This window comes from Shimia abyssi (genome assembly GCF_003014475.1).
GTDB classification, from domain to species: domain Bacteria; phylum Pseudomonadota; class Alphaproteobacteria; order Rhodobacterales; family Rhodobacteraceae; genus Shimia; species Shimia abyssi.
In genome coordinates this window covers 339,722-365,832 of the sequence record NZ_PYGJ01000001.1, presented here as the reverse complement: position 1 = coordinate 365,832, position 26,111 = coordinate 339,722, and the positions used below count along the sequence as shown (strand labels likewise).

The 26,111-nt window shown below is 58.8% G+C and carries 23 protein-coding genes; 17 read left to right on the top strand and 6 right to left on the bottom strand.

Translation table 11 applies throughout. The features are described from left to right. The first annotated feature begins 40 nt into the window (after nt 1–40). The 16 genes from CLV88_RS01790 (at nt 41) to CLV88_RS01710 (ending at nt 18,237) form a co-directional block, all read left to right on the top strand. The gene (locus CLV88_RS01790) at nt 41–1,207 is read left to right on the top strand and encodes a peptidoglycan glycosyltransferase FtsW (RefSeq protein ID WP_106606650.1); all 1,167 of its coding nucleotides are present in this window, start codon (nt 41–43) and stop codon (nt 1,205–1,207) included. Continuing rightward, complete coding sequence (locus CLV88_RS01785; protein ID WP_106606649.1) at nt 1,204–2,301, top strand: UDP-N-acetylglucosamine--N-acetylmuramyl-(pentapeptide) pyrophosphoryl-undecaprenol N-acetylglucosamine transferase; 1,098 nt, start codon at nt 1,204–1,206, stop codon at nt 2,299–2,301. The genes CLV88_RS01790 and CLV88_RS01785 overlap by 4 nt, the downstream gene beginning before the upstream one ends. A gap of 4 nt (nt 2,302–2,305) precedes the next feature. Beyond that, the gene (murC, locus tag CLV88_RS01780; RefSeq protein WP_106606648.1) at nt 2,306–3,712 is read left to right on the top strand and encodes a UDP-N-acetylmuramate--L-alanine ligase; all 1,407 of its coding nucleotides are present in this window, start codon (nt 2,306–2,308) and stop codon (nt 3,710–3,712) included. Nucleotides 3,713–3,775: 63 nt separating this feature from the next. Continuing rightward, nucleotides 3,776–4,033, top strand: coding sequence for a DUF2484 family protein (locus tag CLV88_RS01775; protein WP_106606647.1), 258 nt, complete (start codon nt 3,776–3,778; stop codon nt 4,031–4,033). Continuing rightward, nucleotides 4,030–4,275 (top strand): DUF2484 family protein, encoded by a 246-nt coding sequence (locus CLV88_RS01770; protein WP_106606646.1) that lies wholly within the window; start codon nt 4,030–4,032, stop codon nt 4,273–4,275. The genes CLV88_RS01775 and CLV88_RS01770 overlap by 4 nt, the downstream gene beginning before the upstream one ends. A gap of 49 nt (nt 4,276–4,324) precedes the next feature. Next, complete coding sequence (locus tag CLV88_RS23140) at nt 4,325–5,986, top strand: hypothetical protein (protein WP_207797002.1); 1,662 nt, start codon at nt 4,325–4,327, stop codon at nt 5,984–5,986. Nucleotides 5,987–6,067: 81 nt separating this feature from the next. After that, nucleotides 6,068–7,006, top strand: coding sequence for a UDP-N-acetylmuramate dehydrogenase (gene murB, locus CLV88_RS01755; RefSeq protein WP_106606644.1), 939 nt, complete (start codon nt 6,068–6,070; stop codon nt 7,004–7,006). A gap of 83 nt (nt 7,007–7,089) precedes the next feature. Beyond that, complete coding sequence (locus CLV88_RS01750) at nt 7,090–8,004, top strand: D-alanine--D-alanine ligase (RefSeq protein WP_106606643.1); 915 nt, start codon at nt 7,090–7,092, stop codon at nt 8,002–8,004. Continuing rightward, nucleotides 7,992–8,864, top strand: coding sequence for a cell division protein FtsQ/DivIB (locus tag CLV88_RS01745; protein WP_106606642.1), 873 nt, complete (start codon nt 7,992–7,994; stop codon nt 8,862–8,864). The genes CLV88_RS01750 and CLV88_RS01745 overlap by 13 nt, the downstream gene beginning before the upstream one ends. Further along, nucleotides 8,864–10,198: a cell division protein FtsA gene (ftsA, locus tag CLV88_RS01740; RefSeq protein WP_106606641.1), complete on the top strand. Its 1,335-nt coding sequence runs from the start codon at nt 8,864–8,866 to the stop codon at nt 10,196–10,198. Before CLV88_RS01745 ends, ftsA begins: the two co-directional genes overlap by 1 nt. Next, nucleotides 10,177–10,614 (top strand): hypothetical protein, encoded by a 438-nt coding sequence (locus CLV88_RS01735; protein ID WP_243403535.1) that lies wholly within the window; start codon nt 10,177–10,179, stop codon nt 10,612–10,614. Before ftsA ends, CLV88_RS01735 begins: the two co-directional genes overlap by 22 nt. A gap of 344 nt (nt 10,615–10,958) precedes the next feature. Beyond that, nucleotides 10,959–12,590 carry a cell division protein FtsZ gene (ftsZ, locus tag CLV88_RS01730; protein WP_106606639.1) on the top strand — a complete coding sequence of 544 codons (1,632 nt, stop codon included), beginning with the start codon at nt 10,959–10,961 and terminating at the stop codon, nt 12,588–12,590. A 210-nt stretch (nt 12,591–12,800) separates the two neighbouring features. Beyond that, a complete protein-coding gene (gene lpxC, locus CLV88_RS01725; RefSeq protein WP_106606638.1) occupies nt 12,801–13,724 on the top strand; it encodes a UDP-3-O-acyl-N-acetylglucosamine deacetylase in 924 nt (307 codons plus the stop codon). A gap of 106 nt (nt 13,725–13,830) precedes the next feature. Next, a complete protein-coding gene (locus tag CLV88_RS01720) occupies nt 13,831–14,685 on the top strand; it encodes an outer membrane protein assembly factor BamD (protein ID WP_106606637.1) in 855 nt (284 codons plus the stop codon). Nucleotides 14,686–14,715: 30 nt separating this feature from the next. Continuing rightward, complete coding sequence (gene recN / locus CLV88_RS01715; RefSeq protein WP_106606636.1) at nt 14,716–16,362, top strand: DNA repair protein RecN; 1,647 nt, start codon at nt 14,716–14,718, stop codon at nt 16,360–16,362. A 186-nt stretch (nt 16,363–16,548) separates the two neighbouring features. Next, nucleotides 16,549–18,237 carry a chloride channel protein gene (locus tag CLV88_RS01710; RefSeq protein WP_106606635.1) on the top strand — a complete coding sequence of 563 codons (1,689 nt, stop codon included), beginning with the start codon at nt 16,549–16,551 and terminating at the stop codon, nt 18,235–18,237. 20 nt (nt 18,238–18,257) lie between these two features. Here the strand turns inward: CLV88_RS01710 and CLV88_RS01705 are convergent, their stop codons facing one another. The 6 genes from CLV88_RS01705 to cobS form a co-directional block, all read right to left on the bottom strand. Then, nucleotides 18,258–18,602, bottom strand: coding sequence for a DUF427 domain-containing protein (locus CLV88_RS01705; protein WP_106606634.1), 345 nt, complete (start codon nt 18,600–18,602; stop codon nt 18,258–18,260). An 82-nt stretch (nt 18,603–18,684) separates the two neighbouring features. Next, nucleotides 18,685–20,481 (bottom strand): aminopeptidase P family protein, encoded by a 1,797-nt coding sequence (locus CLV88_RS01700; RefSeq protein ID WP_106606633.1) that lies wholly within the window; start codon nt 20,479–20,481, stop codon nt 18,685–18,687. A gap of 247 nt (nt 20,482–20,728) precedes the next feature. Next, nucleotides 20,729–22,603: a cobaltochelatase subunit CobT gene (cobT, locus tag CLV88_RS01695; protein ID WP_106606632.1), complete on the bottom strand. Its 1,875-nt coding sequence runs from the start codon at nt 22,601–22,603 to the stop codon at nt 20,729–20,731. Between the two features lie 72 nt (nt 22,604–22,675). Further along, nucleotides 22,676–23,077 carry a hypothetical protein gene (locus tag CLV88_RS01690; RefSeq protein ID WP_106606631.1) on the bottom strand — a complete coding sequence of 134 codons (402 nt, stop codon included), beginning with the start codon at nt 23,075–23,077 and terminating at the stop codon, nt 22,676–22,678. Between the two features lie 93 nt (nt 23,078–23,170). Next, nucleotides 23,171–23,587 carry a hypothetical protein gene (locus CLV88_RS01685; RefSeq protein WP_106606630.1) on the bottom strand — a complete coding sequence of 139 codons (417 nt, stop codon included), beginning with the start codon at nt 23,585–23,587 and terminating at the stop codon, nt 23,171–23,173. Nucleotides 23,588–23,750: 163 nt separating this feature from the next. Next, nucleotides 23,751–24,725, bottom strand: a complete 975-nt coding sequence (gene cobS / locus CLV88_RS01680; protein WP_106606629.1) for a cobaltochelatase subunit CobS — start codon at nt 24,723–24,725, stop codon at nt 23,751–23,753. A gap of 296 nt (nt 24,726–25,021) precedes the next feature. On the opposite strand from cobS, the gene CLV88_RS01675 reads away from it, so the two are divergent. Further along, a complete protein-coding gene (locus tag CLV88_RS01675; protein WP_106606628.1) occupies nt 25,022–26,086 on the top strand; it encodes an MBL fold metallo-hydrolase in 1,065 nt (354 codons plus the stop codon). Nucleotides 26,087–26,111: the final 25 nt, after the last annotated feature.

The window sequence follows — 26,111 nt, the reverse complement described above, 5'->3', positions numbered from 1 at the left end:
GGATAACCGGGCGGTTTGAGGCAAAGATCGGCGGATTCCGATGACAGAAATGGTGTATGGCGCGCTTCCTTCAAGGGAGCGTGAACCGGTTCTTCCCAAGTGGTGGACGACGGTGGACAAGTGGACAATGACGTCCATTTTGCTGCTGTTTGGTGTTGGTATTCTGTTGGGGCTGGCGGCGTCGCCGCCGCTGGCAGCCAAGAACGGGTTTGAGCCGTTTTATTACGTTAAGAAACAGGCGATTTTTGGTGGTGCGGCGATGGTGGCGATGGTGCTGACCTCGATGATGTCGCCGCAGTTGGTGCGCCGACTGGCCGTGATTGGGTTCATTGTCACACTGTTGGCGACAATGATGTTGCCGTTTTTTGGCACTGACTTTGGCAAGGGTGCGATGCGGTGGTATTCGCTGGGGTTTGGATCAATCCAGCCGTCAGAGTTTCTCAAACCTGGATTTGTCGTGGTGGCCGCGTGGTTGATGGCGGCAAATGAAGAGATTAACGGACCTCCGGGGCGGATGTGGTCGTTTTTGTTGATGATCACGATTGTTGTGATGTTGGCGTTGCAGCCGGATTTTGGGCAGGCTTGCCTGATCCTGTTTGGCTGGAGCGTGATGTATTTTGTCAGCGGCGCGTCGATGATTTTGATCGGGGGCATTCTGTTCTCGATCTATCCGGCGGCGCAGTTGGCTTATTCAAATTCGGAGCATTTTGCCCGGCGCATTGACGGTTTTCTAGACCGGTCGCTCGACCCAACGACCCAGATTGGCTATGCCACCAATGCGATCCGAGAGGGTGGTTTGTTTGGGGTTGGTGTGGGTGAGGGTCAGGTGAAATGGAGCCTGCCGGATGCGCATACAGATTTCATAATTTCGGTGGCGGCCGAGGAATACGGGTTGATCCTGGTGATGTGCATCATCGCGCTTTATGCCACGATTGTGCTGCGCAGCTATTTCCGGCTGATGCGGGAGCGCGACGCGTTTATCCGACTGGCGGGCACCGGCCTTGTGTCGATCTTTGGCGTACAGGCCATGGTCAATATGGGGGTCGCGGTGCGGCTTTTACCCTCCAAAGGCATGACCTTACCGTTTGTGAGCTATGGCGGTTCTTCGTTGATCGCAGGGGGGATTGCAGTTGGCATGCTTTTGGCGTTTACCCGCACCCGGCCTCAAGGCGAGATCGGTGAGATTCTACGGGGACATGTGAGATGACAAGACAGCCGGTTCTGGTGATCGCGGCAGGCGGCACCGGAGGGCACATGTTTCCGGCGCAGGCTTTGGCCGAGGTCATGCTGCGCAAAGGGTGGCGTGTGAAACTGAGCACCGATGCGCGCGGTGCGCGCTATACGGGCGGGTTTCCGCATACTGTTGAGATTGAAGAGGTTGCCAGCGCGACCTTTGCGCGGGGCGGGGCTTTGGCCAAGCTGGCGGCGCCGTTCCGCATCTTGGGCGGCGTGATATCGACCATGATGAAGTTTCGCCGCGAGCGTCCGGAAGTGGTGGTAGGCTTTGGTGGTTATCCGAGCATTCCGGCCATTGGCGCGGCCTATCTGATGAAACTGCCGCGGATGATCCATGAACAGAACGGTGTACTGGGGCGTGTGAACGAAAAGTTCGCCAAGCGTGTGGATGCGGTGGCCTGCGGTACGTGGCCGACGGCGTTGCCCGAGGGTGTCGAGGGTGTGCATACTGGCAATCCGGTACGTGGCGCCGTGTTGGAGCGGGCCGGGTCGGGTTATATTCCGCCCGGTGATTATCCGATGTCGGTTTTGGTGATTGGCGGCTCGCAAGGGGCGCGGGTTCTGAGTGACACGGTGCCCGGTGCTATTGCCGCGCTGCCCGAAGGCATTCGGCGCAATATCCGGGTCAGCCATCAGGCACGTGACGAGGATTTTGACCGGGTCACGGCGTTCTACAACGAGGCTGGAATTGCGGCGGATGTGCAGCCGTTCTTTCAGGATGTACCTGCAAGGATGAGCGAAGCGCAGCTGGTGATCTCGCGGTCAGGTGCGTCCAGCGTGGCGGATATCAGCGTGATTGGGCGGCCTTCGATCCTGATCCCGTTTGCGGCAGCAACGGCGGATCACCAGACCGCCAATGCGCGCGGGTTGGTGGATGCGGGCGCTGCCATCCTGATCCCGGAGAGCAAATTGTCGGTGGAGACGCTGGCGCAACAGATGACAAGCATTCTTGCCAACCCGGACGGGGCCGCCCAGATGGCGCGGGCCGCGTTGTCGGTGGGCATGCCTGACGCCACCGAGCAATTGGTGGCGCTGGTGGAAATGCTGGCAAGCAAGGAAGAGTGATACGATGAACGCTGCAACCAAACTGCCCGGTGATGTGGGCCCCATCCACTTTGTTGGCATTGGTGGTATCGGTATGTCCGGTATTGCCGAGGTTTTGCTGAACCATGGCTATGTTGTGCAGGGATCGGACCTAAAGGCGAGCAAGATCACCGACCGCTTGGTTGCGCGGGGCGCGACACTGTTCTTGGGGCAGCGGGCAGAAAACCTTGAGAATGCCGAAGTTGTGGTGATTTCGTCTGCGATCAAGCCGGGCAATCCCGAGCTGGACGAGGCACGCCGGAGGGGGCTGCCGGTGGTGCGGCGGGCAGAGATGCTGGCCGAGCTGATGCGGCTCAAGTCCAACATCGCAGTGGCCGGAACGCACGGCAAAACGACCACGACAACGATGGTTGCGGCCCTTTTGGATCATGGCAAGTTTGATCCGACGGTGGTGAACGGTGGGATCATTCACGCCTATGACAGCAATGCACGGGTCGGGGATGGCGAATGGATGGTGGTTGAGGCGGACGAGTCCGATGGCACGTTCAACCGGCTTCCTGCGACGATCGCGATTGTCACCAATATCGACCCCGAGCATATGGAGCACTGGGGTACGGAGGAAAACCTGCATCGCGGATTTCTGGAGTTTGTGTCGAACATCCCGTTTTATGGATTAGCCGTGTGCTGCACCGACGATCCGGATGTGCAAACGCTAGTGGGCAAAATCACCGACCGTCGCGTGGTGACGTTTGGGTTTAATGCGCAGGCTGATGTGCGGGCGGTGAACCTGAGCTACAAGGCGGGTGTCGCGCATTTTGACGTTGCATTGCAGGGCGAAGAAAAGGTGATCGAGGGTTGTACGCTGCCGATGCCGGGGGATCACAATGTGTCTAACGCTCTCTCTGCCGTGGCGATTGCGCGGCATCTTGGGATGAAGCTGGATGAGATCCGAGACGCTTTGGCCAGCTTTGGCGGTGTTAATCGGCGCTTTACCAAGGTGGGTGAGGTCAATGGCGGCGTACCGGTGATTGACGATTATGGGCACCATCCAGTTGAGATTGCAGCCGTGCTCAAGGCGGCGCGCCAGGCGATCGGTGAAGGTGAAGGGCGGGTGATTGCTGTGCATCAGCCGCACCGGTTTACCCGGCTTTCGTCGTTGTTTGAGGATTTTTGTTCCTGTTTTAATGAGGCCGATGTCATCGGCATTGCCGAGGTGTTTGCCGCAGGAGAAGACCCGATTGAAGGGGCGAGCCGGGATGATTTGGTCGCCGGGCTGGTTGCACACGGGCACCGCCATGCCTTGGCAATTGATCACGAAGAAGATCTGGTTGCCATGGTGCGCGCCGAGGCTAAGCCGGGTGATATTGTGGTCTGTCTTGGGGCCGGGACAATTAGTGCATGGGCCAATAATCTGCCCAAACTGCTGGCGTAAGCCTCCGGAGGCAGAATTGCGTCTTAAGGGACATATGAAAACGCGCATGGGGTGCCGGAGCCGATGAGCTGGATCTTGATACTGGCGTGTTTCTGGGTGCTGGCGGCGGTCGGTGTTGCGATGTTGCCGATGCGGTCTCAATATGTGCCGGGGGTGGGGCTATTGGTGATGGCACCGGTGTTGATCGGCGTGATCTGGTGGATGCACGGTCCGGGGCTAGCTGTGGTTGCGCTGTTGGGGTTTCTCTCGATGTTTCGCAGACCCCTTGTCTATTTCTATCGCCGCGCACGCGGTTTTGAAAACAACGAGGTAGTGGAATGACCTTATCGCTGACATTGGCGTTGATCTGGTTGTTGGTGGCAAATCTGAGGGCGATGTTTCCGTCAAAAGATCACTTGTGGACCTTTGCCTATGTGATGATCGCGATTGGCGTGCCGATCCTGATTGGAGTGGCGGTTCAGAACGGAATTTGGATGGCGCTGCTGATCTTGTTGATGGCTGCATGGGTGATGCGCTGGCCGGTTCTGTACCTCTGGCGCTGGATCCGCGCGCGGGTGGGTTGAGGCACATCTGACGCTAGACAGCGTCGGACGTTTGCGGCAGGGTGCCCGCATGGTTGAGATTGCGGATATTCAGGATCGTAAAAGCCTTGAGGCTTGGCTCAAAGGCCAGTCGCAGCACGTGACTGTGGCCATTGCCCAGCGCGCCGCGTCACGGGTATTGCCCCTATACTGGCATTGGTGTCTGACAGACGACGATGCGCAGGCACGTGATTTGACAGCTTTGCCACTGCTGCGCGCAGTGATGATATCCGGGGTTGCTTGTAAAACGCCAACCCCGGATATCAAGGATGCCTCTTTCGCCGCCGCCGACGCCTCCTTCGACGTCTCCGCCTCCGCCGCCTCCTTCGCCGCCGACGCCGCCTCCTTCGCCGCCGCCGACGCCTCCTTCGACGTCTCCGCCTCCGCCGCCTCCTTCGCCGCCGACGCCGCCTCCTTCGCCGTCGCCGCCGACGCCGCCGCCTTCTTCGCCGCCGCCTCCGACGCCTCCGCCAAAAGGCTTTTCTGGGACTGCGTGCGGCGCGATGCTGAGGGCCTGGCCGCTGGGGGCACCTTGAGCGCGCGCCCCCTATGGCATGATAGCGCTTCGCCGTTTCGTCGTCTGTGGGATGCAATTGTGCAGGCCGGTGGCGCGCGAACCACCAAAGACCAAGCCAACTGGACCTTTTGGATCGCATGGTATCAGGCGGAGCTGGGCGGCGTGCCGATGCTGGGTAAACCAGAGCGCACGCTGGAGATGCTGAGCGAGATTGCGCTGATTGATCCTGATTTCTGGGATCAGGGGCCGGACGTGGTCAATCCGCGGATCCGGGAGATTTGGCAGACCTACAAGACCCTGCCGAAAGCTGACCCTGCAGAGCTTTTGATTGCTGAAAATCTCTTGCAAGCGTCCCTGTCAGATTTCAAGTTTGATACCGTCCAGCGTCTCATGCGGATGGAGCCTTTTGCTCAGGATTTGAAGTTTCTTGAGGATACCGTGCGGCTTGCGACCTTTTTGGAGGACGCCGAAGACCTATGTGAGGACATCGATCTCCTCAGCATGTCATTGGAAAGGCAAGGGCGCGCGGTTCAGGGGGCGGGGTATGTGCGTACTTATCTGGATGCGGTGAGTGTCGAGTTTTCTAAGGCTAGGCAAATGAACCGCCTGAACGTTGGGAAGGTGGTCAAATACGGCCATTTCCTGCAAGAGGCGTCGTTGGACGCGCAAACCCGAAAAGAGTTTGGTTCCCTCTTGTCGGTATCTTTGGATGGTGTCGTCGATGGGTTGGCAAATCTGGTACGCACGCATTTTGGGGCCACTTTGCTGCGTTTCGCTCCGCTTGAAGAGTTGGAACTTGAGGCCGACACAAACGCGTGGGAGTATCTCAACGAATTGCGGCATGCGGTGCAGGACTTGCAAGAGCAGCGCAATAAAGAGGTCGTGACCCCGTTGGATGAGGAAGGCATTGCCGTCCTGAAAGCGATATGCGACGAGATCGAGCGAACTTTGCGCGCGCATGGGCAAGCCAGTGGAGAGGTGCAGGACAGTCTGCAGCGGGAACTGAACTATCGGTTTGCGTTGTTGACAGTGTCGTTATCTCTGTATGCCGCGCGCGCCAGACAGAACGCGGGGACGCTGTCGGCTATTGTCGAAGGTGTGTTGAAAGCGTTTAAGCAGGCCAAGGGGCTCTATGCGCTTTGGGACGTGATCAGGAGAACGTTGCTGAACGGCTGATCCAAGTGCTGGCTCAAGCCATCTTCCCCTCATCTCTCGCTTCGGCCATAAGGGCCAAAACGATGGATCAGGAGCCGTTTTATGACCACCATGCCTGAAACTCGCGGGATGCTGGCCGCGAACAAGCCTTTGGACGGGTTGACCTGGTTGCGTGTGGGCGGGCCTGCGGATTGGTTGTTTCAGCCGGCGGATGTGGATGATCTGGCGACGTTTCTGCGGAACCTGCCCGACGATGTGGCGGTATTTCCCATGGGGGTTGGCAGCAATCTGATCGTACGGGATGGCGGCCTGCGCGCTGTGGTGATCCGCATGGGGCGTGGTTTCAACGGGATTGAGGTTAATGGTAACCGGGTGCGTGCCGGTGTTGGTGCGCTGGACGCACATGTGGCGCGCAAAGCGGGGCAGGCGGGGGTCGATCTGACCTTTTTGCGCACCATTCCCGGCGCGGTGGGCGGGGCAATCCGTATGAATGCGGGCTGTTATGGCACCTATGTGGCGGATGTGTTTGTCGAAGCGACAGCGGTGACGCGCGACGGTGAGATTGTCACGCTGACGGCAGAAGATTTGCAGTTTCAGTACCGCCAGAGCCAGTTGCCAGAGGGCTGGGTGCTGGTTGAGGCGGTGTTTGAGGGGCCAATGGGGGACGCAGAAGAGCTGGCGACGCGGATGGAGACGCAGTTGGCGAAACGCAATGCGACCCAGCCAACCAAGGACCGCACCGCCGGAAGCACATTTCGAAACCCTGCCGGTTTCTCGTCAACCGGGCGGGCGGATGATGTTCATGACCTGAAGGCGTGGAAGCTGATTGATGAGGCTGGTATGCGCGGCGCACGGGTTGGTGGCGCGATGATGAGCGACATGCACGCCAATTTCATGATCAACACAGGTGGCGCAACCGCCGCAGATTTGGAAAATCTGGGCGAAGAGGTGCGAAAAAGGGTTTTCCAAAACAGCGGAATAGAGCTAGAGTGGGAAATCAAGCGCGTCGGCGAAAAAATACATAAAACGACCGCTGAATAAATCCCGGCCTGGCAGAGCTAAAAGCCGGAAAAAGAACAAAAATAAGGACCGAAACGGTCCGGGACATTGAGGCACAGCGGGTTATGTCGAGCAGGGCAAACCCCAAAGTGGCGGTATTGATGGGCGGCCCCTCGGCTGAGCGCGAGGTGTCGTTGGCATCGGGGCGTGATTGCGCGGCCGCACTGCGGGAAGCAGGATATGAAGTGGTAGAGGTCGATGCCGGGCACGACCTTTGTGCGCGCCTGTCCGAGATTAAGCCAGACGTGGTATTCAACGCCTTGCATGGTCGCTGGGGCGAAGACGGCTGTGTGCAGGGTATGCTGGAATGGCTGGGCATTCCCTATACGCATTCCGGGGTCCTGGCCTCGGCGATGGCGATGGATAAGCAACGCTCAAAAGCGGTGTTCCGCGCCGCTGGACTGCCAGTGGTGCAGAGTGTGCTGCGCCCCAAATCAGAGGTGGTCGCCGACCATGTGATGACGCCGCCTTACGTGGTTAAGCCCAACAACGAAGGGTCGTCGGTTGGGATTTATATCGTGCACGAGGCAGCAAATGGTCCGCCCAAGCTGTCCGAGGATATGCCCGAGCATGTGATGGTCGAGACCTATGCGCCTGGTCGCGAGTTGACGACGACAGTCATGGGCGATCTGGCGCTGACCGTGACGGATATTATCACCGACGGCTGGTATGATTATCACGCGAAATACGCACCGGGCGGATCGCGCCACGTGGTGCCCGCCGATGTGCCCCAAGACGTCTATGACGCCTGCATGGATTATGCCGTGCGCGCCCACAAGGCGTTGGGGTGTCGTGGTGTGAGCCGAACCGATTTCCGTTGGGATGACACACGCGGCGTTGCGGGTTTGATTATTCTTGAGACAAACACACAGCCCGGCATGGCGCCAACGTCGCTGGCGCCTGAACAAGCCCAGCATTGTGGCCTGACCTTTGCGCAGTTCTGTGCATGGATGGTGGAGGACGCATCATGCAACCGGTAGACGCGCGCAATGATCCAGCCCCATCCCGTTGGGCCTATCGTCTTGAACGGCTATTGCTGACGCCGCTGTTCCGTTTGTTCCTGCGGGTGGTATTGCCATTCACCGTGGTCGCAGCGGCAACTTTGGTGTGGTTGTCGGATCAGGACCGGCGCGACCGGCTGTTGATGGTCTATAACGACTTGCGCACCGAGATTGCGACGCGACCTGAATTCATGGTCAGTGCGATGGCAATTGACGGCGCGTCCAAGGGCATTGCTGAAGATATCCGCGAGATCATGCCGCTGGATTTCCCGGCCAGCTCGTTTGACCTTGATCTGGATGCTATTCAAAGGCGTGTCACCGAACTGCCCGCCATTGCCAAGGCATCGGTGCGGGTCAAACCGGGTGGGTTGTTGCAGATTGTTGTAACCGAACGGGATCCGGTGATCCTGTGGCGCACTTATGACGGTCTGGCGTTGGTGGATCGCGATGGATACGTCACCGGACCGGCGCGCGCGCGCGGTTTGCATCCTGAGTTGCCGCTGATGGCGGGGGCAGGGGCCGAACGTCATGTGAGCGAGGCCATGCGCCTTTATGCGGCTGCGGGCCCGCTGGCACCGCGCCTTCGCGGGTTGGTGCGCGTGGGGCATCGGCGCTGGGACGTGGTTCTGGACAATGATCAACGCATTTTGCTGCCGGAATACGGCGCGGTGCAGGCGTTTGAGCGGGTGATTGCACTCAACGAAGTGCAGGACATGCTCGAGCGGAATTTATTAGTCGTCGATATGCGACTGGCAGCACGGCCCACCATCCGGTTGGCCGAGGCAGCCGTCGAAGAATGGTGGCGCATTAGCCAGATTTCAGTGGGGAATGGGCAGTAATGATTGAGCTTTATGAATCTCAGCGTGCCATGCGTAACATGCGCAAAGCGGCCATGCAGCGTGGTGTTGTTGCGGTGCTGGACGTTGGTAGTTCAAAAATCGCCTGCCTTGTGCTGCGCTTTGATGGCACGGACCGGCTGGCGGAAACCGACGGTGTTGGCCCGATGGCAGGCCAAAGCGGGTTTCGCGTGATTGGTGCGGCGACCACCCGATCGCGCGGGGTGCGGTTTGGCGAGATCAACGCCATGCAAGAAACCGAACGCGCCATTCGCACCGCTGTGCAGGCAGCGCAGAAAATGGCCAAGATCCGGGTCGATCACGTCATCGCCTGTTTCGCAGGGGCCGAGCCGCGCTCGTATGGCTTGGATGGCAGTATTGATCTTGAAGGACACGTGGTCACGGAACAGGACGTTGCACGTGTGCTGTCCGCCTGTGATGTGCCTGATTTTGGGATGCAGCGCGAAGTGCTGCACGCGCAGCCGGTGAATTTTGCGCTTGATCACCGCTCGGGCCTCTCTGATCCGCGCGGGCAGATGGGACAGACCCTGACCACTGACATGCATATGCTGACCATTGACGAGGCTGCGGTGCAGAACCTCGCCTATTGCGTTAAGCGTTGTGATCTGGAGCTGGCCGGGATTGCGTCCTCTTCTTATGTGTCGGGCCTGTCGGCCTTGGTCGAGGATGAACAAGAGCTGGGTGCGGCCTGTATCGACATGGGCGGCGGGGCGACCGCGCTTTCGATCTTTATGAAGAAACACATGATCTATGCCGATGCTGTGCGCATGGGGGGGGATCACGTCACTGGTGATATCTCGATGGGGTTGCAGGTGCCAATGCCCACCGCCGAACGCATCAAGACATTCTATGGTGGCGTTGTCGCCACAGGCATGGATGATCGCGAGATGATCGAGCTGGAAGGCGACACGGGCGACTGGGAACACGATCGGCGCACCGTCAGCCGAGCCGAGCTGATCGGGATTATGCGTCCACGGGTCGAAGAGATCCTCGAAGAGGTGCGCGCGCGTCTGGACGCCGCCGGGTTTGACCATTTGCCCAGCCAGCAGATTGTTCTGACCGGTGCGGGCAGTCAGATACCAGGTCTGGACGGGTTGGCCTCAAAAATTCTGGGTCAGCAGGTTCGGCTGGGTCGCCCGATGCGAGTGCATGGGTTGCCACAGGCCGCGACCGGGCCGGGGTTTGCCAGTGCGGTTGGCATGTGCCTATTTGCGACCCATCCTCAGGATGAGTGGTGGGACTTTGAACTGCCGGTCGAACGTTACCCTGTGCGCTCGCTGCGCCGGGCGGTGCGGTGGTTCAAGGACAACTGGTAAGTGTTATGCCGTGGTGTCGTGCGCTCGCGATCGTTCTGTTGACCGGCGGAGGGGCTGCGTCAGCGCAGACCATGATTTCGCCCGACACGTTTTTGGATCGGGCGACCGGCAAGACGCTGAACTTTTACCTGCTGGGCACCGAAAACCTTGTTGGGATCGAACAGTTTCTAAGGCGTGATCTGTCGGTGTGGAAACCGGTTGGCGGCGACTGTGTTTACGGCAAGATCGTTACAGATGACCGCAAGATCTGTTTTCACTATGACGGCTATCCCAACGCCGAAGAAAACTGTTGGGTGCCGTTTCGGGACGGTGAACAGTTATTTGTGCGCACAGATCGCTTGCTGAACCCTGAAACACACTATGTCGGCGAGATTTCAGAGCGCCAGATCGCGTGTGAAAATGCACCGACCAGCTGAATTACCGACTTGCGCACGCGGCGGATAGGTCGCACAATACTCTCAAGGCCCAGTAGAGGCCCGACGGCATGACCGAGCAGTGGTCATCAATATATGAGACGTCAAGGTTTGAGTCGCCCGCGGTATCGCGGCTGCGCCCCCGCTCTTGCTTGTGTCGGTTATGCTGAAAGCCGCAAAATATGCGGATTCCGGCAAGATACTGCTAATGGTCGCCTAGATTCAGCCATATTTTGTGGTTTTTTCCGCTTTTTTGGATGACGATTCCCTAAAGCATCGGTAATAATGAGCGTGAGTAGGCAAAATAACCCCCGCAAATGCGGGTATAACAACAGGCGGACAGTTCTATGACATTGAACCTGACAGTGCCCGATGAGGCGGATCTGAAACCTCGTATCACCGTGTTCGGTGTTGGTGGGGCCGGTGGCAACGCAGTCAACAACATGATCCAGAAAGAGCTGGACGGCGTTGATTTCGTTGTGGCCAATACCGACGCGCAGGCGTTGCAGCAAAGCGATGCGCAAAACCGCATTCAGCTGGGCGTGAAAGTCACCGAAGGGTTGGGCGCTGGGGCGCGCGCAACTGTTGGTGCCGCCGCCGCGGAAGAAAGCATCGAGCAGATTGTGGATCACCTTGCAGGTGCGCACATGTGTTTCATCACCGCCGGTATGGGCGGGGGCACCGGCACCGGTGCGGCACCCATCATTGCGCAGGCAGCGCGTGAATTGGGTGTGCTGACCGTAGGTGTTGTGACCAAACCGTTCCAGTTCGAAGGCGCCAAGCGGATGCGTCAGGCGGAAGAGGGCGTCGAAAGCCTTCAGAAGATGGTCGATACGCTGATCATCATTCCCAACCAGAACCTGTTCCGTCTTGCGAACGAAAAAACCACCTTTACCGAAGCCTTCAGCCTGGCCGATGACGTGCTGTACCAAGGCGTCAAAGGTGTGACTGACCTGATGGTTCGTCCCGGTTTGATCAACCTCGATTTTGCCGATGTACGCGCCGTGATGGACGAGATGGGCAAAGCGATGATGGGCACCGGCGAGTCCGAGGGCGAAGATCGCGCGGTTCAGGCAGCAGAAAAGGCAATTGCCAATCCGCTGCTGGACGAAATCAGCCTGCGCGGCGCCAAGGGTGTTCTGATCAACATCACCGGCGGCCACGACCTCACCCTGTTCGAACTGGACGAAGCGGCCAACCGCATCCGCGAAGAGGTGGACGCAGACGCGAACATCATCGTCGGCTCGACACTGGACAATTCGCTGGAAGGCGGAATGCGTGTGTCTGTGGTTGCCACTGGGATCGACGCCGCAGAAGCGACATCTCCGATGCCAATCCCGCGCCGCTCGATGAAAGAGCCGCTGACGCAGCAGGTCGCACAGGAAGCACCGGCAGCGGAAGTTGCCGCAGAAGCACCTGTCGAGGAAGAGCAGCCGGTTTATGTTGCACGCAATGCACAAGAACCGTCCCTGTTTGCCGATATCGACGCTCAGGAAGCGGCAGCGCAAGACCAGATGGAAGACATCTTTGAGCAGCCAAACGGTGTTCCCGCGTTTGAACCCGCTGTGTCAGACGACGACCTTCCACCACCGGCCTACCAGCCTGCACCGGCCGCATCGTTCGAACCGGAACTGGTCGAAGAAGCCGAAGAGCCGCAGGATTTTGTTGCGCCTCAGCGGCCTGCCGCCGGCACACCAACACCGCAAATGATCGAGCGCCTCAAGGCGGCGGTAGACAAAGCGCCAGCGGCGGCACCCGCCCGCCCGGCCGTTGCTCAGCCACCAGCGGAAGAGAAAGCCCGGTTTGGTATAAACTCGCTAATCAACCGGATGACCGGGCATGGTGCCGAAAGTGTGCCGGGTGGCGCGGCTCAGGCGCGTCAACAACCGATGGTTCAGACACATGAAGCAGACCCGGTTGCGGACGAAGATCAGGAGCGGATCGAAATCCCCGCATTCCTGCGCCGTCAAGCCAACTAAAAAACACAATAAAAAATGTCATAAAGGGCCGCGAATATCGCGGCTCTTTTCTTTTTATGATCAATGACTTAAATGCGTGGCGGCGGTGTTTTGCCGATTTGTTTCAGGCATGTTTCAGACCGTTACAAAGATTGAGTTGAGCAAGACGAACTGAGCGACTAGGTCAAGGATGCGGCGCAATGGGGTGCGCTGCGCCATTTGGGGATACACGTGCAAGCAACGTTAAAAACACCACTTCGTTTTGTCGGAACCGGCCTCCACTCTGGGGCGCAGGTGCACATGACCATTCACCCGGCATCTGCCGATTACGGTATCTGGTTCAAACGCACCGACAAGCTTCTTGGGGATGCGATGATCCCGGCGCGCTGGGACATGGTTGAACAGACCGCCCTGTGTACCCGCATCGTCAATACGTCTGGCGTGACTGTTTCGACAATCGAGCATTTGATGGCGGCGCTCTCGGGTTGTGGTGTGCACAATGCCCTGATCGAAATTGACGGCCCCGAAGTGCCAATCCTGGACGGAAGCGCGGCGGCATTTGTGCATGCCATTCTCAAGACTGGCATGATCCAGCAAGGTGTTCCGGTGCGCGCGATCGAAATTCTGAAACCTGTTTCTGTCACGCGCGGTGACGCACATGCCAAGCTGACCCCGGCGGATGAGCTGCGCATCGATTTTCACATCGACTTTGTTGATGAGGCGATTGGCCAGCAGACTAAAGGTCTGAACATGGCGAACGGCAGTTTTGTACGCGAACTGTGCGACAGCCGCACGTTCTGTCGCAAATCTGATGTTGATGCGATGCGCGCCAATGGTTTGGCCCTGGGCGGTGATCTGGCAGAAAACGCGGTTGTGTTTGACGGCGATAGGGTGCTGAGCCCGGGCGGGTTGCGGCATTCGGATGAGCCTGTGCGCCACAAGATGCTGGACGCGCTGGGGGATCTTGCACTGGCGGGGGCACCGATTCTGGGCCGCTATTGCGGCGACCGGGCCGGGCACTCGTTGACCAACGAATTGTTGCGGACGCTGTTTGCGGATCCAACCGCATGGCGCTTTGTTGAATGCTCCCCTGCTATGGCCGCGCGTTTGCCCGGTGCAGGCGTGCACATGGCGGAATTTCCCGCTGTCGCCTGAGCAGAGGTATCAATTCTTCGCAAAGACGTTTTGCACCGCAAAATTCTGTGTTAACAGCTTGTGAAAGGGCGGCGTGCGTTCGCCAGTGACGAAGAGGTTAAGCAGCATGGCAGGCATCGGAGCGCGGGTTCGGTTGGTCGGGTCGGTTCTGGCGATTGTTGCAGTTTCAGCCTGTGGAGGGTCCACAGCTGACAAGGTGCGACGCGGCTCCATTCCGATGGAGACATTCTCCGCTGAGCAGATCTTTGAGCGCGGCGAATTTGAGCTGAGTCGGAACAAGGGCGCGGATGCTGCGTTTTTCTTTTCCGAGATTGAGCGGCTTTACCCCTATGCGGAACTGGCCAAGCGGTCTGTGATCATGCAAGCGTTCAGCTATCATCAGGCCAAGCTGTACCCCGAAAGCCGCGCAGCCGCGCAGCGCTATATCGATTTTTACCCAGCAGACGAAGATGCAGCCTATGCGCAATATCTGCTGGCGCTCAGCTATTATGACCAAATCGACGAGGTCGGGCGCGATCAGGGTCTGACGTTTCAGGCGTTGCAAGAACTGCGTAAGGTGATCGAAATTTACCCGGACAGTGAATATGCGCGGTCTGCGGTGCTAAAATTCGATCTGGCCTTTGACCACCTTGCCAGCAAGGAAATGGAGATCGGCCGCTACTATCTGCGCCGCGATCATTACGCCGCCGCGATCAAGCGGTTCCGCGTGGTGGTCGAAGATTTCCAGACCACCACCCACACCGCCGAAGCCCTGCACCGTTTGGTCGAGGCGTATCTGTCGCTTGGTTTGATTGCCGAGGCACAGACGGCGGGCGCCATTCTGGGCCACAACTTCCAATCCACGGATTGGTACGAAGACAGTTACAAGCTGTTGACGTCGCAGGGACTCAAGCTGAAGGTCGAGGGCGACAACTGGTTGTCGGATGTTTATCGCCAAACAATCAAGGGCCAGTGGCTGTAGCGTTGCGCGCGGTCGCGGGGGACGGGTCAAATGCTGCGCGCACTTGATATCAGGGATATGCTGATTATCGACCGGCTGGAGCTTGGCTTCCAGCCGGGTCTGAATGTGCTGACCGGGGAAACTGGCGCGGGCAAATCGATCCTGTTGGACAGTCTGGGATTTGTGCTGGGCTGGCGGGGTCGCGCCGAATTGGTGCGCGCCGGGGCCGAGCAGGGCGAGGTGGTTGCCGAATTTGATCTGCCCGAGGGCCATCCGGCCCATGCCATTCTGGAAGAAGCGGGCCTGCCCGGGGGCGAAGAGCTGGTCCTGCGCCGTGTCAATCGCAGCGATGGGCGCAAAACCGCATGGGTCAATGACCGGCGCTGTTCCGGCGAGGTGCTGCGTCAACTATCCGAGACGTTGATCGAGCTGCACGGGCAACATGATGACCGCGGGCTGCTCAATCCGCGCGGGCACAGGGACTTGCTTGATATCTACGCCGACACCGGTGCGGCGCGCGCGGCTGTGCGCCAGACATGGGCGGCGGCGTCCAAGGCACGCAAAGCCGTGGCCGAGGCGCAGGCGGCGTTGCAAGCCGTGCGCGAAGAAGAAGATTTTTTGCGGCACGCGGTGGGCGAACTTGACAGTCTCGATCCCCAGAGCGGTGAAGAGGCCGAGCTGGATGCACGCCGTCGCATGATGCAGGGTGCTGAAAAGGTGCGCGAGAACGTCTCCCGCGCCCATGCGGCCTTGGGCGGCGATGGCGCAGAGCGCGCAATGGGCGATGCGCTGCGCTGGCTTGAGGATGCGCTGGACGACACCGGAAAACTGCTCGAAGCACCGCTCGCGGCCCTGGAACGCGCGATGAACGAGTTGGGGGATGCGGTTGCTGGAATCGAAGGCAGCCTTGATGCGCTGGAGTTTAATCCGCATGAGCTTGAGATGGTCGAGGAGCGGCTCTTTGCCATTCGCGCCATGGCGCGCAAACATGGCGTGGCCGCTGATGCGTTGGGCGAATTTGCCGCCGATCTGCGCGCCCGGCTTGCGGCGCTGGATGCGGGCGCTGGAAATATCGCCTCCCTGAAAGAAACATCAGCAGCCGCTGACGCCGCATATGACGCCGCAGCCAAGACCCTGAGCGCGCAGCGCGCTGCCGCTGCGGGTGATCTGGATCGCGCGGTCATGGCCGAACTTGCACCGCTCAAGATGGAACGCGCTGTATTTGCCACTCATCTCACGCCGACAGAGGCCGGACCAGACGGGATTGATCAGGTCGAATTCATGGTGGCCACAAACCCCGGCGCACCTGCCGGTCCCTTGGGTAAAATCGCCTCAGGCGGCGAACTCAGCCGTTTTCTCCTCGCGCTCAAAGTATGTCTGACACAGGATGTGGGTGGATTGACTATGATCTTTGACGAGATCGATCGCGGTGTGGGTGGCGCAACCGCCGATGCCGTAGGGCGACGATTGGCATCGTTGGCGGCAGAAGGTCAGGTTCTGGTCGTGACACACTCGCCCCAGGTGGCCGCGTTGGGCACGCATCACTGGCGGGTGCAAAAACACGTGGCGGATGGCCAGACACTGAGCGAAGTGGTGCCACTAGCGCCGGATGACCGGATCGACGAAATCGCGCGTATGCTATCTGGCGACAGCATCACAAACGAGGCCCGCGCCGCCGCGCGCGCCCTGATGGGCTAAGCTGGTTTCTTAAGTCACCAAGCCTCTTATTTCTCAATGTTCCCCAATACCCTGGGGTGAATGGTCGCCCAGCGGGCGGACAGAGGGGCAAGGCCCCTTAAAAATCTGTGCGATCCCCACCGAACGCTTTGCCTTTCCGCGCAAAGCACTCTACATCGGATTCACACCTCAGACCGTTGGGACGGCATGGCAAAATCGGTTGGTTCTTTCCTGGCAGAAAGCGTCAAGGACGCTGCCACCACCTGTAAAGGGGGCTGGAAGGTGTTGGTCGATCGGGGGCCAAGCCAGTTTCAGTTCTGGCTGATCGCCCTTTTGATCGGGATTGCCGCCGGATTTGCGGCGCTGTTCTTTCGCAAGGGCATCGACTGGCTACAGGCCACGCTTTACGGCGCCGAAGATCTCTCTGTGTTGCACAGCTTTGCCAATACCTTGCCATGGTACATGTTGCTGATCATTCCCACCGTGGGCGGGCTGATTGTCGGTTTGATCCTGCACAATTTCACCCCGGATGGGCGGGTGCGATCAGTGGCCGATGTGATCGAAGGCGCAGCCTTGCACGAAGGTCGTGTCGAGAAGCGGGCGGGGATTGCGTCTGCCTTTGCCTCATTGATCACGCTCAGCTCGGGCGGCTCCACCGGCCGCGAGGGGCCGGTCGTGCACATGGCCGGGGTGATTTCCAGCTGGGTCAGCGACCGTATCAAGGCGGATGGCATCACCGGGCGCGACTTGCTGGGCTGCGCTGTAGCCGCGGCTGTCTCGGCCTCGTTCAATGCTCCCATTGCCGGGGCCCTGTTCGCGCTAGAGGTGGTGTTGCGCCACTTTGCGGTGCACGCCTTTGCCCCCATCGTGATCGCCAGCGTGGCGGGAACTGTAATCAACCGGCTCGAGTTTGGCGATGTGACCGAATTTCACTTGCCGACCGCCTCGGCGCTGGCGTTTTATCAGGAACTGCCCGCCTTTCTGATCCTTGGCGGCTTATGCGGACTGGTCGCCGTGGCCCTGATGTGGACGATTTTCTGGGCCGAGGACATGGCCAATCACGTGCAGGAAGAACTGCGTATGCCACGCTGGCTGCGCCCGGCCATATCCGGCGCGTTGCTGGGTATTCTGGCGATCTGGTTCCCGCATATTATTGGGGTGGGGTATGAGACCACCTCGGCGGCGCTGACGGGCCAGTTGATGATGCACGAAGCCATTGTCTTTGCCGTGCTCAAGGTGATCGCGGTGTCGATTACCATGGCCGGCCGCATGGGGGGCGGAGTGTTTTCGCCTTCGTTGATGGTTGGTGCGCTGACGGGGCTGGCCTTTGGCATGATCGCCACGGCGATTTTCCCTGAAGTTTCTGGCTCGACGACACTGTACGCGCTTGCTGGTCTGGGTGCCGTGGCTGCCGCCGTTCTGGGCGCGCCAATTTCAACCACACTGATCGTGTTTGAGTTGACCGGCGACTGGCAGACCGGGCTTGCGGTGATGGTGTCGGTGTCAATTTCCACCGCGCTCGGCTCACGCCTTGTCGACCGGTCATTTTTCCTGACTCAGCTTGAGCGGCGCAACGTGCATGTCGCTGCGGGCCCGCAAGCCTATCTGCTGTGTATGTTCGGGGCAGGGGATGTGATGCGCAAAATGGATGATGCGCGCGCCGCACCAGAGGAACGCTGCTGGGAGATGATCCGAGAGGGCACATATATCGACGCCAGCGCCACGTTAGAGAGCGCGCTGCCGCTCTTTGATGCGACTGGGGTGCCGTTTGTTCCGGTGGTTGTTCTGGGTGGTGAAAACGCGCAGCCAGAGCTGCGCGGCGCCTTGTTTCATGTGGACGCGCTGCGCGCCTATAACCGGGCGCTGGCCGAAACAGCCGCCGAAGAGCATAGCTGAACCGGCCAAATCCGACGTGCTCAGACGCGTTCTACTGCCACCAGTTCACTGGGCTTAAAGCCAATATAGTTCTTGAGGCGCTCGGCCGCTTCGCTTGGGGCCTCATAACTCCAGGCCGCGTCGGTGATAGTGCGGCTCTTGGTGACGATAGTATAATGCGTGGCTTCGCCCTTCTTGGAACATTGGCTTTTGGTGCCGTTGTCGTCGAGAAAAGCCATGGCAATATCATCGCGGGGGAAATAAATCGTCGGCTCGTACCCAGCCTCTTCCAATTCCAAAGCGTTTGCGCTTTCGCCCAGAACAGCACCTCCGGCGCGAACGGTCCAATTGCCCTGTGCCTTGCGAATTGAAATCTGCGTGGTCATGATAGCTTCCCTTCCAGTACGTCCTGTCATCTCGCTGATGCGCGTAACATGAATATGTCACTCGCCCCCCAGAGCGGCTCTTTTACAGCGGTTGTGTCGCGCGATCCAACCACAATGCGACCTTTTCATCCACTTTGCCGGACAAAAGGCGACCACACGTCGCGTGATACGCATCAATCCAGGCGCATTCATCCGCGCTCAGCATGTCTTTTTTAATCAAACGCCGGTCAATCGGGGCATAAGTCAAGGTGCGGAATTGCAACATGTCGCGGTGATTATCGCCGCCAGGTATGTCTGGGGCTTCCTCCACAACGATCAGGTTCTCAATGCGGATGCCAAAGGCACCGGGGCGGTAATAGCCGGGTTCGTTGGACAAGATCATGCCCGGTTCCAGCGGTACGTCACTAACCCGGCTCAGGCGCTGCGGCCCCTCGTGCACACACAAATAGGCCCCAACGCCATGGCCCAGGCCATGGTCAAAATCCTGCCCCGCCATCCACAGCGGCCAGCGGCCAATCGCCTCGATATGGCTGCCTGCCAGCCCTTTGGGCCAGCGTAGGCGCGACATGGCGATCATGCCTTGCAGCACACGGGTAAAGGCCGCGCGTTCGTCGTCGCCAACCTTACCGACTGGCAAAGTGCGCGTGATGTCTGTGGTGCCGTCCTGGTATTGTCCGCCGCTGTCCAGAACCAACAGGTCGCCCGCTTGCAACGGGCGGTTGGTTTCTTCGGTCACGCGGTAATGCATGATTGCGCCATTGGGTCCAGAGCCCGCGATGGTTTCAAAGCTGACATCCAGCAAAGCGTTGCTGGCGCGGCGAAACTCTTCGAGCCGGGTGACAGCGTCAATTTCGGTGATGCCGCTGGTGGCGTTACTGTCAAACCAATTGAGGAAGCTGGTCACAGCGGCGCCATCGCGCAGATGCGCCTCGACCATACCCGCCACCTCGGCGGCATTCTTGCGTGCCTTGGGCAGGGCGCAGGGGTCTTTGTCAAAGACAACCTCGACCTGCGCCCCCAACAATGCCGTTTCAACAGCAACCGGCGCGCTGGATTTATCGAGCCGTACAGGCCCGCCAAGGGTAGCAATCTGGTCAAGGAATGCTGACGGGTCTCGTACCGTAATGTCCGGGCCTAGATGCTCGGCCAAACCGTCTAGCTTGGCACTGGCCATAAACAGATCCACCCGACCATCCTCATGTAGCGTTGCAAACCCATGGGCCAAAGGATTGCGGGGAATGTCTCTGCCACGAATGTTGAGCAGCCACGCGATGCTGTCAGGCAGGGTGAGCACGGCTGCGCGATGGCCGGCGCTATGCAGCTCAGCGGCCAGGCGCGCGCGTTTGTCACTATGGCTTTCGCCGGAAAAATCAATTGGATGCGCGTGTACCGGGGCCATGGGCGGCTCTGGCTGATCCTCCCAAATCTGATCGATGAGGTTATCACAGCCAACCAGTTCGATGTCATGCTTTTCCAACGCATGACGCAGCTCTTGGATCTGACCTACGGTATACAACCACGGGTCAAATCCAACGCGTCCCGCGCCGAGATGTTCGATTAACCAGTCGCCGGGTTTCACCTCGGGCCAGTCGACTGGGGTAAAGCAATCGGCAACCTGATCACGCACTTGCACGCGGTAACGCCCGTCAACAAAGACGCCCGCGACATCTCCCAGAACCACGCAAAACCCGGCGGAACCGGTGAATCCGGTCAGCCATGCAAGCCGGTCGTCACGCGGGGCGACATATTCGCCCTGATGCGCATCGGCGCGCGGAACGAGAAAACCGTCAAGGGACTGTTCGGCCATTGCACCGCGCAGCGCCGTCAAACGGTCGGGGCCCTGCTCGGGGCGCGCCAAAACGTTGAAATCCTGAAACATGTCTGCCTCTCCTGGGTCTGGTCCTGCACAGCATCTTGGCGCCGCATTCTCGCGATAAACTCGGCCAGCGCCTTGGCGTTGTCCAGCGCATAAAGCTGCCCCCGACCTCCGCACCTGTAATTCTCAGCGCCGCCACACGACATCCCGCAGGTCCATGGTTTCCTTTCGCCCAAAATATCCCGGGGGAATCGCAGCCATGCTGCGATGGGGGCAGCGCCCCCAATTCAGGCCGTGCCTCTTGCCCGACTTACCCCGCCTTGCGCATCCCCATAACGCGGGCACGTGCCCTTGGATCGCTATCAAACAGAGCGGCCAACTGTTCAGTCATTGCACCTGCCAGCTGTTCAACATCGGTAATTGTAACCGCGCGGTTGTAATAACGGGTGACGTCATGTCCGATACCAATCGCCAATAGTTCAACCTGTTTGCGCTTTTCGACCATGGCGATCACGTCGCGCAGGTGTTTTTCGAGGTAGTTTGCCGGGTTCACGGACAAGGTGCTGTCATCTACCGGCGCACCATCGGAAATCACCATCAGGATTTTGCGCGCTTCGGTGCGGGCCAACATGCGCCGGTGCGCCCATTCCAGCGCCTCGCCGTCGATGTTTTCTTTCAGCAGGCCCTCTTTCATCATCAGACCAAGGTTTCGGCGCGACCGGCGCATGGGCGCGTCGGCCTTTTTGTAGATGATATGGCGCAGATCATTCAGGCGACCGGGCTGTTGTGGCCGACCATCATTCAGCCATTTTTCACGGCTCAGGCCACCTTTCCACGCGCGGGTGGTAAAGCCGAGAATTTCAACTTTGACGTTGCAACGTTCTAACGTGCGCGCCAGAACATCCGCACAGATCGCCGCGATCGAGATCGGACGGCCCCGCATCGAGCCGGAATTGTCCAAGAGCAGTGTCACCACAGTGTCGCGGAACTCGGTGTCTTTTTCGACCTTAAAGCTGAGCGGGGTGGTCGGGTTGGCCACCACACGCGCAAGACGTCCGGCATCAAGAATGCCTTCCTCCAGGTCAAATTCCCAGCTGCGGTTCTGTTGTGCCTGAAGGCGGCGCTGCAACTTGTTGGCCAATCGGCTGACGGCGCCCTTGAGCGGCTCCAGCTGTTGATCAAGATACGCGCGCAGCCGTTCCAGCTCGATCGGTTCGGCCAGATCTTCGGCGGCGATTTCTTCGTCGTTTGTCGGATCAAAGACGTTGTAATCCGGGTCGGCCTCGGAGAATGGCGGCGGTGGCGGCGGGTCAAGTGGGGCCTCGCCATCTGGCATTTCTGCCTCGTCGCTCATCTCTTCTTCGGCCATGTCATCCATGGTCACTTGCGCTTCGGCGCTGTCCTGTTGCTCTTCCTGAGTCTGCTCTGGATTTGCCTCGTTCTCTTCCTGGCTGTCATCTTCGCCAGCGCTGTCGGGGCTGTCTTCTTCTTCGGCGGTCTCTTCGCTTTCGTCCTGCTGGTCGTCGTCCAGATCGTCGGGGTCCTCGCCCAGCTGGTCGCCATACCCCAGATCATCAATGATCTGGCGCGCAAATTTGGCAAAGCCTTGCTGGTCGTCCAGCATGTCCTGAAGATCGTCGAGATGTTCGCCCGAGCTTTGCTCGATAAACCCGCGCCACAGCTCCATCACGTTGGCCGCATTCGGGGGCAGATCGCGGCCCGTGGCCAGATGGCGGATCAGATAGCCCGCTGCGACGGGCAGGGGGGCATCCTCGGTCGAGGTAAGATCGCCATATCCACGTGCAGTGGCCTCGTGGGAAATCTTGACGTCAATATTGCTGGCTGTGCCCGGCATGTCGCGCGCGCCCATTGCCTCGCAACGGGCGGTCTCCATCGCCTCATACAGCTCGCGCGCGATCCCCTGTGGCGGAGCATAGCGGGCGTGGGTTGCGCCGTCGTGATACTTGCGCTGCAACGCCATTGCGTCAGCAGTGCCTCGGGCGAGCAAAACTTCTTCCCGTGTCATGCGGCGACTGACCTGCGGCAAGCGCATCGAGTCGCCAGACATGCCAGCGGGATCAACTGAATAGGTAACGCTCAGCTCGGGGTCGTCGGCCATGACCTTGGTGGCCTCGGCCAGCGCCTTTTTGAACGGATCAGCGGGGTTGTCAGACTTGGTGCTCATATGTGTGATTAATCACGGGGCGGCCCTCCTGTGCAAGTCACGATCGACTTGATTTTCACCCGTTTGCCGGTTTCAGCTCAACAACATCGCGCGACAGCTTTCGACGTTATAGAGTGCAAGTTTCGCAGAGTGTCTGGCGGCGCGCGCGTCGTTGGTAAATGTCGCACGTGTCAACAACGCCGCCTGCGCCATTTTTGCCTCAACCCGCCAGTTCAGAACATCACGCCCCTGATCGTCGGACATCATCGCCTCAAGGATGTCGAGCACAGCCGCCCGTTCGGCGGCAAAGGCATCAGCAGCGTCGCCGTCAAACATCCATTGAAACTCCATTTCAGCCGACAAACGACCGGCGCAGGCCGCGAAGAATTTCAGGGGGTCTTGGGGCTCAGGCGCGCGAGCAAAGGCGGGGTTCCCGGCCGACGACATCGCCAAGGCGATGATGATTGATTGCAGAATTGTTTTCAAACTGCCCATGAAGTGATCTTTGGGCAAAAAATCACGCCTATCAAGCGTGCAGTTTGAAAAAAGTTAACCTGTGTCCGAAAACGACCCGCATTCACCAACCGGTCACAACAGCAAGTCGCGACAGTCTTGTATGTGAAATTCCAACGCGTTTGTTGCGCGTTCAATCTGGCTTTGGTCAAGTCCATAGGACACATCCGCCAACAGCGCGGCAATCTGGCCCCAGCCAGCAGAGCGCCAGCGGCGTTGCTCTGGTAATGTGACACCCTCTTCCAGTGCATAGGGCAGAACCGCCTCGAGCATCAGGTCAAATTCTGCCTTGAGTTCGAGGTTTTCTTTGGCGCCGGGTTTGCGATGTGACTGTAAATGTGTCGCCAGGGCGGAAAATCGCCCTGAGCAGGTTGCAAAGGCTTCGGCCTGTTGGTGTGGCCAAATCGGAAGCGCCTGCGCGGTGGAGCCGATAAGTATCAGGATCGCACCACATATTGACACTGTTTTTGTCGGGGTCGCTGAAACGGTCATGTGGTCAGCTTATGGCAACCCAGTGCCAAGTCAATACTGTATATACTAAAGCTATGCAAATGCTGTTTTTTGTATAGTCTCACCGTACGCCCTAACCCCAACGAAAAACCGCCGCGCGCGGTGTTCGCGGCGGCGGTCAGAATGTCGTTTGGTGCAACGTGGCTTAGCCGAGGCTGATGCTCGCTGCGCTTTCGGGCAGTTCTTCGTCAAAGCAGCGCTGATAGAATTCCGCCACGGTCTGACGCTCCAGCTCATCACATTTATTGAGGAAGCTGAGGCGGAACGCATAGCCGACATTGCGGAAAATCTCGGCGTTTGAGGCCCAGTTGATCACGGTCCGGGGGCTCATCACGGTGGACAGATCACCGTTCATAAACGCGGTCCGGGTCAGGTCGGCGACTGTGACCATCTGGCTCACGATCTTGCGGCCTTCGGCAGTGTTGTAATGCGGAGCCTTGGACAGAACGATGGCAGTCTCCGCGTCGTGGCTGAGATAGTTTAGGGTCGCGACCAGCGACCAGCGGTCCATCTGGGCTTGGTTGATTTGTTGTGTACCGTGATAAAGCCCGGTCGTATCGCCCAGACCCACGGTGTTCGACGTCGCAAACAGGCGGAAATAGGGGTTCGGCGTGATCACTTCGTTCTGATCCAGCAGGGTCAGCTTGCCGTCATGCTCCAGAACACGCTGGATCACAAACATAACATCAGCGCGGCCCGCATCATATTCGTCAAACACGATGGCCGTGTTGTTGCGCAGCGCCCAAGGCAGAATACCTTCGTGGAATTCCGTCACCTGTTTGCCGTCGCGCAGTTTGATTGCGTCTTTACCAATCAGGTCGATCCGGCTGATGTGGCTGTCAAGGTTGACGCGCACACAGGGCCAGTTCAGGCGTGCCGCGACCTGTTCGATATGGGTCGATTTACCTGTACCGTGATAGCCCTGGATCATTACGCGACGGTTATGCGCAAAGCCGGCCAGAATGGCCAGCGTAGTGTCCGGGTCAAACTTGTAGGTCGGATCAATTTCGGGCACGCGATCGGTGCGCTCTTCAAAGCCGCGAACCTTCATGTCGGTGTCGATGCCAAACACGTCCCGAACCAGAATGTCCTCGGTTGGTTTTGCGTTGATATCCGTCATCTGTCTAATCCTTCTCGCACCGGCCTTTCGCGCCGCGGTCATGCATATGCAAGCACTGTTTCCCGGCCCGTGGTGCACGAATTTGAACAGAACCACAAGCGAAATGCATGTGTGCGCGAGGTTGTGAAATGCTGACCAAGCAATGGGTCTGAAAGCATCAACAAAACGCTGGATTGGGCAAGGGTTCTGGGGTGTGTGTATCGTCGATCAAATGCGGTGATCGGAGCAAAAAGCGAAATAAAATGACATAAGTCATAAAAAACGATATTATTTGATCAGGAAAAAGGGGAGGAAACATGAAACGCAAATCAAAAGCCACATTAGGGGCTGCGCTGTTGATGGGGGCCATGTCGCTTGGATCAACCGCGGCGGCAGCACCTTGTTTGGAAGTTGTCCTGACTGGTGTCCAAGGCGGACCGCCTGTGTTTCGCGGGCAGGCCGGATCGGGCACATTGGTGCGTTATGGCACCGAGGAAAACAAGTGTTCCGACGTATTCCTGCAATTTGACACCGGGCGGGGAACAACACAGCAACTATCGAAACTTGGTGTGCCCGCGGGCAAACTGACGGCCGTGTTTTTCAGCCATGTGCATTCGGATCACAGCGAAGGGTTGCCCGACCTGATGCAGTTGCGCTGGCATTTTGGTTCAGCGGGCCCAAAGGTGGATATGGTGTGCGGCGATGATGTGACCACGCCCAAGGGCTACACCATGAGCTGCCGGTCCTTCGGCGAAAATATTGGGGCTGCGCTGATTGCCTCGGGCGAGATGGCGCAACGTTTGGCGGAAAATCCCAAGCGATTGCCGGGAGGGCCTGCGGATCTGCTTAACATCAAGACATTCTCAGCAGGGGATGAGCCACAGATCGTTTGGGAAAAAGGCGATGTTACCGTGTCCGCGATCAAGTCGCGCCATGTGGCCGGGCACGCATCTTACCGGGTCGACACACCTGCAGGCAGTGTTGTGATCGGCGGCGATGCGGGCAATGACAAACCAGCACCGCCGCGCGACAGTTCGACCTCGGCGCAGGTAGAAAAACTGGCCCAAGGAGCCGATGTAGTGGTGCATTCGGTCATTCACCCGATCATGGGGCCGGATGGCGCTTCTGGCTTTCCACCGCCAATCTATTATCGCCAGTCAACCGCCACTGATTTGGGCGCGATGTCCAAGCGGGCAGGGGTCAAGCACCTGATGCTGACCCACCATATCCCGCCATTGGGTGCACCACGTCAGGGGCCGTACCCGGTGTCTAAAACCGGCCTGACAGCCGAAGACTATGTCGATGCTGTGCGTCAAAGCGGCTACGAAGGGGACGTGGTGATTGGCCCTGATCTGACCAAGCTGCGACTGGTCGCCAACTGATCGTAGACGACATTTGCACGGCTGA